Annotated in this window: 11 protein-coding genes and 2 pseudogenes; 6 read left to right on the plus strand and 7 right to left on the minus strand. The window is 65.6% G+C overall.

What is annotated here, in order from left to right; genetic code table 11:
* The 4 genes and pseudogenes from ACFC3J_RS19280 to ACFC3J_RS19295 form a co-directional block, all read left to right on the plus strand.
* Positions 1-184 (plus strand): annotated as a pseudogene (locus ACFC3J_RS19280) (glycine dehydrogenase); the annotation flags it as partial.
* Positions 181-1749: an aminomethyl-transferring glycine dehydrogenase subunit GcvPB gene (gcvPB, locus tag ACFC3J_RS19285; protein ID WP_375197679.1), complete on the plus strand. Its 1569-nt coding sequence runs from the start codon at positions 181-183 to the stop codon at positions 1747-1749. The pseudogene ACFC3J_RS19280 and the gene gcvPB, both read left to right, overlap by 4 nt.
* Positions 1746-2402 carry a DUF938 domain-containing protein gene (locus ACFC3J_RS19290; RefSeq protein WP_375197680.1) on the plus strand — a complete coding sequence of 219 codons (657 nt, stop codon included), beginning with the start codon at positions 1746-1748 and terminating at the stop codon, positions 2400-2402. The genes gcvPB and ACFC3J_RS19290 overlap by 4 nt, the downstream gene beginning before the upstream one ends.
* Positions 2403-2453: 51 nt before the next feature.
* Positions 2454-3332, plus strand: coding sequence for a hypothetical protein (locus tag ACFC3J_RS19295; RefSeq protein ID WP_375197681.1), 879 nt, complete (start codon positions 2454-2456; stop codon positions 3330-3332).
* On the opposite strand, the gene ACFC3J_RS19300 is transcribed toward ACFC3J_RS19295, so the two are convergent.
* From ACFC3J_RS19300 to ACFC3J_RS19310, 3 genes are all read right to left on the minus strand, one after another.
* Positions 3289-5280: an ATP-binding protein gene (locus ACFC3J_RS19300; RefSeq protein ID WP_375197682.1), complete on the minus strand. Its 1992-nt coding sequence runs from the start codon at positions 5278-5280 to the stop codon at positions 3289-3291. The genes ACFC3J_RS19295 and ACFC3J_RS19300 overlap by 44 nt on opposite strands.
* 122 nt (positions 5281-5402) lie before the next feature.
* A complete protein-coding gene (locus tag ACFC3J_RS19305; RefSeq protein ID WP_375197683.1) occupies positions 5403-6620 on the minus strand; it encodes an aminotransferase class I/II-fold pyridoxal phosphate-dependent enzyme in 1218 nt (405 codons plus the stop codon).
* Between the two features lie 94 nt (positions 6621-6714).
* Complete coding sequence (locus ACFC3J_RS19310; RefSeq protein ID WP_150294620.1) at positions 6715-6957, minus strand: acyl carrier protein; 243 nt, start codon at positions 6955-6957, stop codon at positions 6715-6717.
* A gap of 109 nt (positions 6958-7066) precedes the next feature.
* Between ACFC3J_RS19310 and ACFC3J_RS19315 the strand changes: the two genes are divergently transcribed.
* A complete protein-coding gene (locus ACFC3J_RS19315; protein WP_375197684.1) occupies positions 7067-7606 on the plus strand; it encodes a Pycsar system effector family protein in 540 nt (179 codons plus the stop codon).
* A 141-nt stretch (positions 7607-7747) separates the two neighbouring features.
* Here the strand turns inward: ACFC3J_RS19315 and ACFC3J_RS19320 are convergent, their stop codons facing one another.
* The 4 genes from ACFC3J_RS19320 to ACFC3J_RS19335 form a co-directional block, all read right to left on the minus strand.
* The gene (locus tag ACFC3J_RS19320) at positions 7748-8026 is read right to left on the minus strand and encodes an ETC complex I subunit (RefSeq protein WP_375197685.1); all 279 of its coding nucleotides are present in this window, start codon (positions 8024-8026) and stop codon (positions 7748-7750) included.
* Between the two features lie 67 nt (positions 8027-8093).
* Positions 8094-10571: an ATP-dependent helicase HrpB gene (gene hrpB, locus ACFC3J_RS19325; RefSeq protein ID WP_375197686.1), complete on the minus strand. Its 2478-nt coding sequence runs from the start codon at positions 10569-10571 to the stop codon at positions 8094-8096.
* Positions 10572-10604: 33 nt separating this feature from the next.
* The gene (locus tag ACFC3J_RS19330) at positions 10605-11384 is read right to left on the minus strand and encodes a TSUP family transporter (RefSeq protein ID WP_375197687.1); all 780 of its coding nucleotides are present in this window, start codon (positions 11382-11384) and stop codon (positions 10605-10607) included.
* Positions 11385-11439: 55 nt separating this feature from the next.
* Positions 11440-12468: a polyprenyl synthetase family protein gene (locus ACFC3J_RS19335; RefSeq protein WP_375197688.1), complete on the minus strand. Its 1029-nt coding sequence runs from the start codon at positions 12466-12468 to the stop codon at positions 11440-11442.
* A 103-nt stretch (positions 12469-12571) separates the two neighbouring features.
* Between ACFC3J_RS19335 and ACFC3J_RS19340 the strand changes: the two are divergent.
* Positions 12572-12648, plus strand: a pseudogene (locus ACFC3J_RS19340) (chorismate mutase); the annotation flags it as partial.

The raw sequence follows: 12648 nt of genomic DNA on the forward strand, positions 1-12648 counted from the left end.
TCGCGAGGCGCGTCCGATCGTGCGGACGCTCGCCGATCGCGGCGTGCTGGCCGGCGTGTCGCTCGGCCGGCTCTATCCGGGCGAAGACGCACTCGCGAACGGACTGGTTGTGGCGGTCACCGAAACGGTGACGCCGGAGGATATCGAGACGCTTGCTAAGGCGCTCGAGGAGGTGCTGGCATGACGATCAACCAGAGCGGCTGGAAGCCCACGAGCCCCGAAGCCAAGGACGGCGGCGCGCCTGCGACCTTTACCGGCAACCGCGCGCTGATGCTGGAAGAGGCGCTGATCTTCGAGATCGGCGATGCTGAGACGACCGGCGTCGATTTCGCCGAGGGTGATGTCGCGGGTTCGCGTCTGGGCGACCTGTCGCGTAAGGACCCGATCGGCCTGCCGGGCCTGTCGGAGCCGGAGACGGTGCGCCATTACACCCGCCTGTCGCGTCAGAACTACGCGATCGATCTTGGGCTCTTCCCGCTGGGTTCGTGCACGATGAAGCACAATCCGCGCCTGAACGAGAAGATGGCGCGTCTGCCCGGTTTCAGCGACGTCCACCCGCTCCAGCCCGTCGACACGGTGCAGGGCGCGCTGGAGGTCATTCATCAGCTGGCGCACTGGCTGGTCACGCTGACCGGCATGACCTCGGTCGCGATGAGCCCCAAGGCGGGCGCGCATGGCGAACTGTGCGGTCTGCTGGCGATCCGCGCTGCGCTCGAAGCCCGGGGCGATGCGCGCAGCGTCATCCTCGTGCCCGAAAGCGCGCACGGCACCAATCCCGCAACCGCAGCCTTCTGCGGCTACAAGGTCGAGGACATTCCGGCGACCCCGGATGGCCGCGTCGACCTTGAAGCGCTCAAGGCGCGGCTGGGGCCGGATGTCGCGGCGGTGATGATCACCAATCCCAACACCTGCGGCCTGTTCGAGCGCGACATGAAGACGATCTCCGACGCGGTTCACGCCGCCGGGGCCTTCGTCTATTGCGACGGCGCGAACTTCAACGCCATCGTCGGCCGCGTCCGTCCCGGCGACCTTGGCGTCGACGCGATGCACATCAACCTGCACAAGACCTTCTCGACGCCCCATGGCGGCGGCGGTCCCGGCTCCGGTCCGGTGGTGCTGTCCGAAGCGCTTACGCCCTTCGCCCCGCTGCCCTTCGTGGAAAAGCAGGGCAACGGCTTCGTCCTGATCGAGGAGGAAACCGCGCAGGAGCATCATGGCGCCACTTTCGGCCGCATGGTCGCCTTCCACGGCCAGATGGGCATGTTCACCCGCGCGCTGACCTATATTCTCAGCCACGGCGCGGACGGCCTGCGACAGGTCGCGAGCGACGCGGTGCTGAACGCCAACTATATCCTGCGCAGTCTGGACGATGTGCTGGACGCGCCCTTCGGCGGCAGCGGCCCCTGCATGCATGAGGCCCTGTTCAGCGACAAGGGGCTGGCCGAGGGCTTCACCACGCTCGACATCGCCAAGGGCCTGATCGACGAGGGCTTCCATCCGATGACCATGTATTTCCCGCTGGTCGTCCACGGCGCGATGCTGGTCGAACCGACCGAGACGGAAAGCAAGGCGGCGCTGGACCAGTTCATCATGGCGCTGCGCAGCCTTGCCGAACGGGCCAAGGCAGGCGACGAGGCGCTGAAGGGCGCGCCCTATCACGCGCCGCGCCGTCGCCTTGACGAAACGCTGGCTGCGCGCAAGCCGGTCCTCACCTGGACCGAACCGACGCTGGCGGACGCTGCCGAATGACGGAAGGGCCGGAGCCGTGGGAACCCGGTTCCGGCCCCTTTGCCGCGGGCAGCATTGATCCCAGGCGCTACGCCCCTGCCACTGAACGCAATCGCGACGCGATCCTCGCGATCTTGCGCGAGGAATTGCCGACCTCTGGCGTGGTGCTGGAGGTGGCGAGCGGCAGCGGCGAACATGCGATCCATTTCGCCGCCGCCTTTCCCGATCTCGACTGGCAACCCAGCGATTCCGATCCGGCGGCACTCGCCTCCATCGCTGCTTGGCGGGAGGAGGCCGGCTTCGCCAATCTTCGCCCGCCGATCCGGCTCGACGCGACTGCGCCCTGGCCGATGGAGCAAGCCGACGCGATTCTCTGCATCAACATGGTCCATATCTCGCCATGGAGCGCGACCCTCGGTCTGTTGCGCGGGGCTGGGGCGTGCTTGCCGCCCGGTGGCCTGCTTTATCTCTACGGACCCTATCTGCGCGATGATGTGGCGACCGCGCCCGGCAATCTCGCCTTTGATGCCTCGCTCAAGGCCCGCGACCCGCAATGGGGCCTGCGCCGGGTCGAGGAGGTGATCGCCGCCGCCGAAGCCCAGGAACTTGGCTTCGACCGCCTTGTGGAAATGCCCGCGAACAATCTGTCCCTGTTGTTTCGACGAAAGGATTGAAAGAGTATCGCGCTCCTGCGAAAGCAGGCGCGCAAGCTCAAACCGGGACCGATGCCCAGCAACCTCCTCTCCCTCGTTACCGCCGAACTCACCGCGCCCGCCGATCCGCGCGCGGCCGCCATGGCCGGCGCGCTGGCGGCCAGATATCCTGATGCCTCCCGCGCCGTTCTTTTCTACGGGTCCTGCCTGCGGGAGAAGAATCTCGACGGGCTGATGCTGGATTTCTATCTGATCGTGTCGGATTATCGCACGGCTTATGGAAAGCGCTGGCTCGCAACGGCCAACCGGCTGATCCCCCCCAATGTCTTCCCTTTCGAACATAATGGCCTGATCGCCAAATATGCCGTGCTGTCGGAGGCTGATTTCGCGCGCCTCAACAGCCCGTCAGCCGACAATGTTTCGGTCTGGGCGCGCTTTGCCCAACCGGCGCGGCTGCTCTGGGCGGCGGACGATTTCGCCCGCCAGCGCGCCATCAGCGCCGTCGCCAGCGCCACGCCCACGCTGCTTTCGCTGGCCCGGCCCATGGCGGACGGGAAGGGCGATGCGCTCTCGCTCTGGAAGATGGGCTTCACCCTGACCTACAGTGCGGAGTTGCGGGCAGAGAAGAGGGGGCGGTCGCTCTCCATCGTCGATGCCGATCCGGATCGCTATCGCCGCTTCGGCGAGGCCGCATTGGCACAGGGCCTGCCGCCCTCGCCGACGGATGCGTCCGCGCGCTGGCGCCGCCTGCAGCGGCGCGGCAAATTTCTGTCCGTCATCCGGCTCGCCAAGGCCAGCTTTACCTATGCCGGCGGGATCGACTATCTCGCATGGAAGATCAACCGCCATGCAGGGACGAGCATTGCCATCAAGCCCTGGCAGCGCCGCTGGCCGCTGATTGGCGCGCTCACTCTGCTGCCGCGGCTGTTCCGGGGTGGTGCGATCCGCTGAGGGCGTGCGACAGGGCGTGCGACAGGCCCATCAGCGTATAAGGCTTGCGCAGCACCTCATGTCCCGCAAAATCGGCGCTTTCGGCGATGTCCCCTGCATAGCCGGTGACGAACAGCACCGGCACATGGGCGTAAGCGGCGGGCAGGGTGCGGATCATTTCCGGACCCGTCATGCCGGGCATCAGCACGTCGCTCATGATCATGCCGATGTCGCGGTGGCTCATCAACAGCTTCGCCGCCTTTGACGGGTGATCGCAGGCGACGGGCAGATGTCCCAGTTCCGCCAGCGCCGCCATGGTCTGGTTGAGCACGCGCGGGTCGTCCTCCACCACTAGGATGCGTGTGGGGGGATGCAGGACCGGCTCGCGCTCGGGCGCATGAGCGTCGGCTGCCGCTTCGCCTTCCTCGCTGACATGGCGCGGCAGATAGATGTGGACGCTGGTGCCCTTGCCCACTTCGGACTCGATGCGGATTTCGCCGTCGCTTTGATGCACGAAGCCGAAAATCTGGCTGAGGCCAAGGCCGGTGCCTTTGCCGACTGGCTTGGTCGTGAAGAAAGGCTCGAACACCCGCGACAGAACCTCCGGCGTCATGCCGCAGCCATCGTCGCTGACGGTCAGCATCACATATTCGCCCTCGGCGCATTCGCCGATTTCATGCGCCGCCAAATGGGTCTGGCTGGTGCGCAGGACCAGCTTGCCGCGTCCGTCCATCGCGTCCCGCGCATTGACGCACAGGTTCAGGATCGCATTTTCCATCTGATGCTGGTCGACGAAGATGCGCCAGCCCTGGGCTTCATTTTCAAAGGTCACGGTGATCTGGTCGCCGATGGACCGGTCGATCAGCTCCCCGATGCCCGACACCAGCGCCTCCGGATCGACGGCGTTGGGCAGCAGCGGTTCGGATCGCGCAAAGGCAAGCAGGCGGCGGGTCAGCGCGGCGGCGCGATTGGCCCCTTCCATCGCATTGTCGATGTGCCGCCCGGCCTCCTGCGGTTTCAGCCGCAGCTTGCGCTTGGCCAGCTCCAGGCCGCCGACCACGACTGCCAGCATATTGTTGAAGTCGTGCGCAATGCCGCCGGTCAGTTGGCCGACGGCGTCCATCTTCTGCATCTGGCGCAGATTTTCCTCGGCTGCGGCGCGCTCGGCCGTTTCCTTCTTGAGCTGGTCATAGGCTTCGGACAGTTCGACCGTTCGGCTTGCGACCGCCTCCTCCAGACGGTCGGCGCGCTCGGCTTCATTCTCCGCCTGCCGCCGCGCATTGCGGCGCTCGCTATAGGCCGCATTGGCGAACCAGAGCGCGAACAGCACGCAGACCAGCAGCACCAGTCCAAAGAGTTGCGAGGTCTTGCCGAACCATTCGTTGCGGTCCCCGGCCAGCGACACCGCCTCGCTGCGTTCCTGCAACCGGGCATTTTCGGCCTGGATGACACGGTCCAGCAGGGCCGTGATGCGCATCAGGTCACGTGACTTGCCGGCCCTGTGAAATTGTGCGAGCGCGCCCATTTTCTGGTCATAGGTGGTACGCAGGCCGATTTCGCTCAGCGTCTTGCCCCGCTGGTCGAACGCTGCCTGCAATGCCATCACATTGCCGCGCTGCCAGCCGGACTGCCGGGTGATGTAGGTCAGCGTCTTCAACTGGCTGGCGGCGGTGCGCCACTGATCCTGAAACAGACGGCCGGTGTCCGGATCAAGGCTGATCACATAACGCGCCAGCGTCACTTCCGCTCGCGCCGTCTTTGCCTCGAAGGCCCGGGCCAGGGCGATGATCTCGAAACTGCGGCGTTGTTCCTTGAGCGCCCGCTCATGATCGCGCGAGGCATGGCTGGCGCTGTACAGCAGGGTGCCAAGCGACCCTACCAGCAGCACGACAAGCATCAATGGCAGGAAACGGCGTATCGCCGCGCGCCATCCTGTCGCGTGTTCGTCCATGAAAAACCCGTCCGCCATCGGCAGTTACACTAGACGAACAACATTAAGCGAGAAATGACGCAGGTGGAAAGTTCCAATTTTGCGTGGGTGCCCGTCGCGTTAATGGCTCGCCCGGTCGTGCGGACGGGGTTAGGGCGCGGTTAACCGATCGCGCCCGTCGCCTTGCCTGCTGTTTCGAACATGCCGATGATCTGTTCGACCTGCTCGTCGCTATGCTCGGCACAAAGCGAGCAGCGCAGCAGGAAGGTGCCCGCCGGGGTGGCCGGGGGGCGAGCCATGTTCACGTAGAGGCCGAGTTCGAGCAGCGACTGCCACATCGCAACCGCCTGCGCCTGATCGGTCAGGATGACGGCGATGATCGCGGACTGCGGCGTTTCCGTCCCCAGCTTGAAGCCGAGGTCCGTCAGCCCCTTGTGCAGCCGCTGGCTGTTCTTCCAGAGATGGGCGCGCTTTTCGCCCGCATGCATCAGCTTGCGGATCGACGTCGCGGCGGTGGCGACGACGCTGGGCGGCAGCGAGGCCGTGAAGACATAGGGACGGCAGACAAGGCGCAGCACCTCGAACTTGGGGTGGTTGGAGACGCAGAAGCCGCCCACCGTGCCGACCGATTTGGAGAAGGTGCCTACGACGAAATCGACATCCTTTTCGACGCCCTGCTCTTCATAGACGCCACGGCCATTGGGACCGAAAAAGCCCATGCCATGGGCCTCGTCCACCAGAATCATGCAATTGGGATGCCTGCGCACGGCGGCCACCATATCGGGCAGCGGCGCGATGTCCCCCAGCATCGAATAGACGCCTTCCAGCACCACCAGCTTCAGCGCATCGGCGGGCAGGCGGCCCAGACGCTTGTCCAGATCCTCGACGCTGTTGTGGCGAAAGCGCACGATCTCGGCATTGCCAAGGCCGCAGCCGTCGTAAATGGACGCATGGCTGTCGGCGTCCAGAACGACATAGTCGCCCTTGCCCGCAAGGGTGGAGATCATGCCGAGATTGGCCTGATAGCCGGTCGAAAAGACCATCGCGCCGGAAGTTCCATAGAACTCCTTGAGCGCGTCCTCGACTTCCCTGTGGCCCTGATAGGTGCCGTTCAGCACGCGGCTGCCGGTCGTGCCCGCGCCAAATTCGTCCAGCGCCTTCTTGCCTGCCGCGACCACGTCCGGGTCGAAGGTCATCCCCATATAATTATAGGTGCCCAGCAGGATCGTGTCCTTGCCCTTGATGACGGCCTGCGTCGGTGACTTCACCTCATCCATCACGATCGCGAAGGGATCGCGCACGCCGGTCGCCAGCAGCGCCTCACGCTCGGCGATCAGCGGATCGAATTTGGAGAAAAGATCGCGGGTTTCGGTCGTCATATCATGGTCCCAATAGCCGTCGGTCCGGGGCAAGGCCGGACCTTGGGCGAATATGCGGGCGCCGTTGCCAGCGCCACGGATCGGTATGGCAGGCTCAGCCCTTCAGCTTCGCCACTGCGTCGACGAGCTGGCCGACGGTTTCGATTTCGGCCTGCATGTTCATTGTGATGATGATGTCGAATTCATCTTCGATCGCCGCGACGAAATCCATCACGGTCAGGCTGTCCCATTCCAGATCGCCTGCGAAGGTGGTGGCCTCGCTCAGTTCGACGCCCTTTTTGTTGAAAGGCGCGATCTGGCTCACAACGCTGTCGAAAATCTGCTGGCGATCCGTCATTATCCGTGGTGCTTTCCGTGAAAGGGCGGCTTTTGCCTTCAAGCCCCGCTCTTTGGCAAGCGAATAAGGCGGCAATCGGGCATGAGTGTCGCGAAAAAGGGGAGGGGAAATGACCGAGACGGGAAATGGACCCGTGCCCAACGCCATCCATCTGTTGAGGACGGCGGTGCAGACCAACATGCAGCTCAGCCAAATGGCCGATCAGAAGGCCAATATGCTGATCGGCGCATCAATGGTGATCTTCACCCTGTCGGTGGCGCAATTGCGGTCGGGCGCGCTGGTGTGGCCAGTGGCCGTGCTTGCCGTGGGCGTCTTTCTGGCCGCGACCTGCGCCATACTGGCCGTGCTGCCGAGCGTGAGCCGACCGCTCGGGACAGTCGAGGAGTCCGAAAATCTGCTGTTCTTCGGCATCTTCACCAGCCTGGACGAAGCGGAGTTCAGCGAACGGATGATGCGGCTTGTGGCCGATGACGACGCGCTCTGCCGCGCCATGCTGCGCGACATGTATCAGAATGGTCAGGTTCTACAGCGCCGCAAATATCGCTATCTGGGCTATGCTTACCGTCTGTTCCTGACGGGCGTGGTCGCCAGCTTCATCGTGCTGGTCGTCGACCTTATCTTGGGCTGGCATCAGAGCGCGCTTCGTTGAATTGGACGCAAGTCGCGCGCTCCGGTTTCCGATCTTAACGCGATTTCTCGCTCAGCGATCGATTACGTTCGCTTGGAAATCGCTTTCTGTCGTCATATCGCTTCAGGCGCAAAACCGGCCCCCACTTTTGCGCAGGATGCTTCAACGGAAATTGTCGGCGTAGGCCTGAATCTTGAGCGTCTTGGGCGCCGTGGGGATCACGCTGTACGCAATGCCCTCGCGGTCGGCATAGGCGCGGGCGGCTTCCTCCGTCGGGAAATGGAGCTTGATCTGCTGCTTCGTATCGCCAGACCCGGCCCAGCCAGTGAGAGGATCGGGCTGCTTCGCTTCGGCGGGCACATATTCCAGCACCCATTTATGGGTCAGTGCCTTGCCAGATTGCAGGGCGTTCTTCTGGATCTGATAGATGCGCGCGCTCATCGCGATGGGACTCCTTGGGAATGTGGTGCTGCGTTGCACCAGCGGGCGAGAGGAAGTCAAGGCCAAGTCAGGGCTTGCCGCGGGCGTCGGCCCGTTTCGTGCGCAATGTCGCGCTGGCGGCAGCCGGATCGTCGGGCCAGGGATGCCTGGGATAGCGCCCGCGCATTTCCTTGGCGACCGCGCTCCAGCTTCCCGCCCAGAAGCCTGGCAGGTCGCGGGTGGTCTGGATCGGGCGACCTGCGGGGGAGGTCAGCGAAAGCACAAGAGGGATTCGCTGGCTGCCGACCACAGGATGCTCGCTGAGGCCAAACAAGGCCTGCACCCGCAGCTCCACCTTGGGACCACCCTCGGCGGCATAATCGATTTCATGGGCGCTGCCCGCAGGCGAGCGAAATTCCGGCGGAGCGAGCCTGTCGATCTGCTGCTTGCCTTCCCAGCCGGTCAGACCTTCCAGAACGCCCGAAAGCTGCGACCGGTCGATGTCGGAAAGACGCCGCTTGCCTTGCAGGAGCGGGGGGAGCCATTCGTCCAGAGTTTCCATCAGCGCCGCGTCGGACAATGGCTCGACCCCGGCAAAGTCCGCTCGCATCCTGAGCGACCGGGCCGCATCGGACCAGGGTAGAAGGTCCAGCCCGCCCTGGCGGACCCCGTCGGTCAGCGCAGCGGCGACAGCGTCCGGATCGGGGCGGTCGTCCGAGCCGGAGGACAGCCGGACCGCGCCCAACCGGCGCTCCCGCAGCGCCTCGATCCCGCCATTTGAAGCGCGGAAACGCACTGTGCGATGCTCCGCGATGCGAGCGCCGAACAGCGCGATCACCTCGGCCTCGCTGATCGGTGCGGCGGAGAGGATGCGGGCACCGGCGGCGCTGCCCTGCACTTCGCCGACGGCCAGCCACTCCTCGCGCGCGAGCGGGCTGAGCGGATCAAGCCGGAAGCCGCGCCCGCCGACGCTCGCCCAGTCGGCGCCATCGGCGGAGCGGCGCTTGGCGACGCGGTCGGGGAAGGCGAGGGCGAGGCAAAGCCCGGTTTCATGTCCCGCAGCGTCGCCCGCCTTGCCCTGCGAAACCAGCTTTGCCCATCGCTTCGCCATCGCGCGCGCCGCATCCGCGCGCTTGCCGCTATCCCGCCGCCAGCGCGTCCGCCGTTGCGAGAGGTCCGTATCCTGCCCGCCAATGCCGCGCTCACCCAGCAGTACGGCAACCTCCGCCGCAATCTCCGCCAGCCCCATCTCGCCCGCCCGCACCAGCATATGGCCGATGCGCGGCTCCAGCGGCAGCTTCGCCAGCGCCTTGCCATGCGGGGTGATCCGGCCGTCCGCGTCCAGCGCTTCCATCACGGTCAGCCGCTTGCGCGCCTCGCTCACGGCAGCGGCGGGCGGCGCGTCCAGCCAGCGCAGTTCGGCCGGATCGCTCACCCCCCAGAGGGCGCAGTCGAGGATCAGGCTGGAAAGATCGCTTTCCAAAATTTCCGGCGGATCGAAGGGGGGCATCCCTGCCGTCGCCGCCGCTTCCCACAGCCGATAGGCGACGCCTGGCCGCTGCCGTGCCGCACGCCCTGCGCGCTGGGTCGCGGCCGCCTGACTGGCGCGCTCCGTCACCAGCCGCGTCACCCCCGCCGCGCGGTCATAGCGGGGTCGCCGCGCCAGTCCGCTGTCGACCACGATCCTTACGCCGTCGATGGTGAGGCTGGTCTCCGCGATCGAGGTGGCGAGGATCACTTTCCGCCGCCTTTCCCGCGAAGGCCGGATCGCCGTCCGCTGTGCTCCCGGATCGAGCGAGCCGTGCAGCTTGTGGACCTCCACGTCTGCGTCGTGCAGCCGTTCGGCTGTCCGCTCGATCTCCGCCACACCGGGGAGGAAGGCGAGAAGGTCGCCCTCCACCTCGTCGCTGAGCGCCTGGCGGATGGTCGCGGCCATGGCATCCTCGATCCGCTTTTCCGCCGCGCGCCCGACATGGCGCAGCTCCAGCGGCTGGATGCGGCCCTCGCTCTCCACCACCGGGGCGCCGCCGAGCAGCGCGGCAAAGCGCGCACCATCAAGCGTCGCTGACATGGGCACGATCCGCAGGTCCGGCCGCAGCGCCCCCTGCGCGTCGAGCGCCAGCGCCAGCCCGAAATCGCTGTCGAGGCTGCGCTCATGCACTTCGTCGAAAAGGACGGCGGACACGCCCGACAGCTCGGGGTCGTCCTGAATCCGCCGGACGAAAATGCCCTCCGTCAGCACCAGCAGCCGGGTCTGCGCAGAAACCCGCCTGTCCATGCGCGTCGCATAGCCGACCGTGCCGCCGACATCCTCGCCCATCAGTTCGGCGATCCGCTCCGCCGCTGCCCGAGCCGCCAGACGCCGGGGGGAGAGCAGCAGGACCTGACCCGTGCACCATGGTTCGTTCAGCAGTGCGGGGGCCACGGCCGTCGTCTTGCCTGCGCCCGGCGGCGCCACCAGCACGGCACTGCTCCCCTCGCGCAAGGCGGCGAGCAGATCCGGCAGCACGGCATGGATGGGCAGGAGGGGCGGGGGCGCTGGCATGGCCGCTCCCTCTCGCGCCATTTGCGCCTCAACGCAATGATTCAACTGTGGGGTTCAGCTGAACAACAGCGCGTGGATAGGGTTCTTCGGGTCAAGCAACATCCGGGCGGTCAGCGCCAGCGACATGATGATCAGCAGCGGCCGGATCAACCGGCTGCCGAAGCGCATGGCGAGGCGCGATCCGATCTGCCCGCCGGTGATGCTGCCCACTGCCATGGCCAGCCCGACAATCCAGATCACATGCCCGCCCGCGATCATCATCATCAGCCCGGCGAGGTTGCTGGCGAAATTCGCTGCCTTGGTCTGGGCGGTCGCCCGCACCAGCCCCAGCCCGCCCAGCGCGATGAAGATGGTGGTGTAGAAAGCGCCCGCGCCCGGCCCGAAAAAGCCGTCATAAAAGCCGATCACGCCGACCAGCAGGCTGAGCGCGGCCATGCCGACCCGCTGGTGCCGGTCCATTTCGCTGACCCTGGGCGAAAAAGTAAAATAGGCGGCCAGCGCGATCAGCAACGCGGGCATCAGCCCGGCGAGGATCGACGGATCGACCCGCTGCAAAAGCCAGGCGCCGCCCGCCGATCCGGCGAAAGCGGCGATCAGCGGCCAGCGAAAGGCGCTGAGGTCCATATGCCCGGCCCGCGCATAGGCGATGCAGGCGCCGAACGTTCCGAGCGCGCTTTGCAGCTTGTTCGTCGCAACGGCAGGGACGGGCGGGATTCCAGCGGCGAGCAGGGCGGGCAGGGCAATCAGCCCGCCACCGCCCGCCATCGCGTCGACGCACCCGGCCATCAGCGCAGCGGCCATCAGAAAGGCGATGGTTTCAGGGGAGGGTATCATGAGATGCTGAGCAGGCGAATAGGTGCCTGTTCAAACGTGCGAGGGGGCAAAAGCCTCAATAGGCCCGCGCAATGGCGAACTCGACCGCTTCGGTCAGTGCTGCCTTGGCCTTGCCGTTGTCGAACATGCCGAGTGCGTCGATGGCGCGCTGGCCATAATGGCGGGCGCGGGCCAGCGTGTCGGCAATCGCGCCGGTCTTGCGCAGCAGCCCGGTGGCATAGGCAAGGTCCTGGTCGCTGATCCGGTTGCCTGCGATGGCAGCTTTCCAGAAGGCGCGTTCCTCGTCGGAGCCGCGCGCATAGGCCAGGATCACGGGCAGCGTGACCTTGCCGTCGCGGAAATCGTCGCCTGCGTCCTTGCCCATGGTGGCGCCGTCCGACTCATAGTCGATGGCGTCGTCGATCAGCTGGAAGGCGATGCCCAGATTGCGGCCATAGACGTCGAGCGCCTGCTCCTCCGCGTCGTTGCGGTCCGCGACCACGGCGGAAATGCGGCAGGCGGCAGCGAACAGGGCAGCGGTCTTGGCGCCGATGATGTCGAGATATTGTTCTTCGCTGGTGTCGATCTTGCGCTGGGCAGTCAGCTGGTTGACCTCGCCCTCCGCGATCACGGCCGAGGCGTTGGAGAGGATTTTCAGCACCTTGAGCGATTCCGCCTCGACCATCAGCTCGAAGGAGCGGGAGAAGAGGAAGTCGCCGACCAATACGCTGGCGCTGTTGCCCCAGATGATGTTGGCGGTCTTGCGGCCCCGGCGCAGCCCTGATCCGTCGACGACGTCGTCATGCAGCAGGGTGGCGGTGTGGATGAATTCGACCGCGGCGGCCAGCTTGTAATGGCGCGATCCCGCATAGCCGACCAGATCGGCGCAGGCGAGGGTCAGCATCGGCCGCATCCGCTTGCCGCCGCCCGCGATCAGATGGCCTGCCAGTTCGGGAATCAGAGGGATTCGCGACTGCATCCGGTCCAGAATGACCGCATTCACCTGGTTCATGCCCTCGGCGACCAGCGCCATCATGGGGGCGAGCGAAGGCGCGCTGCTGGTGCGGCCGATGGGATGGACGTTGCCGGTGGCGGGTGCAGTCATGACAAGCGCCATGTGGCGGGGCAAAATGTGAAAGGCAAGCGGGAATAGCTTGCTTCAGGCTCCGGAAGCGGCAAAAAGCGCGAGGAATTTGCCGGAGGACAGAGTGGACGAGACCTTGAAGCGCTATCGCGAGAGCATCGACAATATCGACGCGGCGCTCGTCTTCATGCTGGCTGAGCG

The sequence above is a fragment of the Sphingobium sp. genome (assembly GCF_041987595.1).
GTDB lineage: Bacteria > Pseudomonadota > Alphaproteobacteria > Sphingomonadales > Sphingomonadaceae > Sphingobium.